The organism is Blautia sp. 1001283B150304_161114_C9 (genome assembly GCF_015668165.1).
GTDB classification, from domain to species: Bacteria; Bacillota; Clostridia; order Lachnospirales; family Lachnospiraceae; genus Blautia_A; species Blautia_A wexlerae.
The window spans coordinates 1-1,293 of the sequence record NZ_JADPGO010000093.1 but is presented as its reverse complement, the minus strand read 5'-3'; the positions used below and the strand labels follow the sequence as shown (position 1 = coordinate 1,293).

Annotated in this window: 1 protein-coding gene; it reads left to right on the top strand. The window is 40.8% G+C overall.

The window, feature by feature from the left end; all coding sequences use genetic code 11:
• Positions 1 to 94: 94 nt before the first annotated feature.
• Positions 95 to 1,293: IS256 family transposase (locus tag I4V44_RS17400; RefSeq protein ID WP_196003022.1), on the top strand; the 1,199-nt coding region annotated here is incomplete at its 3' end.

Here is a 1,293-nt window from a genome sequence, read left to right as displayed (position 1 = left end):
GGTAGTGTAAAATAGTTTGTGTTTTTGGTAAAAAATAACTCCTTTTTGGTAAGAATTCAGATATGACAATTCTTATCGAAAAGGAGTATTTTTTATGGCAGTTGCAAAAGAACAAATTCGACAGATCATCTCAGAAAACAACATTAATAGCGTTGCAGATATATACACGCTTCTGAAAGACAGTTTCAAGGATATCCTGCAGGAGCTGATGGAGGCAGAACTGGATGCAACTCTTGGCTACGAGAAAAACCATAAGGGAGATCTACAGACAGACAATAAAAGAAATGCTCATTCTACAAAAAACTTAAAGAGTCAATACGGTGAATTTCAAATCGACGTACCAAGAGACCGTAACGGTGAGTTTGAACCAAAACTCATCCCTAAATACCAGAGAGATATTTCCGGGATTGAGGAAAAAGTGATATCTTTATATGCCCGTGGTATGAGTACACGTGACATCCACGACCAGCTCCAGGATCTTTATGGAATTGAGCTATCAGCTGAAATGGTCAGCAAGATCACAGACAAGATACTTCCTCAGGTTAAGGAATGGCAGTCCCGTCCTCTGAACCCGGTTTATCCGTTTGTCTTTATGGACTGTATTCATTATAAAGTACGTGAGGATGGCAGAATCCTGAGTCGTGCTGCGTATGTAGTTCTTGGCGTTACAGTGGAGGGATACAAAGATATCCTCAGCATCACAGTAGGCGCAAATGAAACCAGCAAGTTCTGGCTTGGGATGCTTAATGATCTTAAGAACCGCGGAGTAAAAGATGTCCTTTTCTTCTGTGTGGATGGTCTTCCGGGTTTTAAAGAAGCTATTCAGGCAGTTTATCCGCAGGCAGAGATCCAGAGATGTGTGATCCATATGCTACGCAATTCTTTCAAATATGTAAATTATAATGATCTGAAAAAGTTTTCCTCAGATTTCAAAGAAGTGTACAATGCTCCGAACGAAACAGCCGCTTTAACAGAGCTGGAGAACATGAAAGAAAAATGGGGGAAGAAATATCCGTACGCGATCAGTAACTGGGAAAATAATTGGGAAGATGTAAGTTCCTTTTTCCAGTTTTCTAATGATATCAGACGCATTATGTACACGACAAATATCATAGAAGGATTGAACCGCCAGTATCGGAAAGTCACGAAAACGAAAAGCGTATTCCCAAGCGATTCTGCATTGGAAAAGATGCTGTATCTTGCCAGCGAGAACGTAGTCAAAAAGTGGACGCAGAGATACCGGAACTGGGATCAGGTATTGAATCAGCTGATAGTCCTTTACGGAGAACGGCT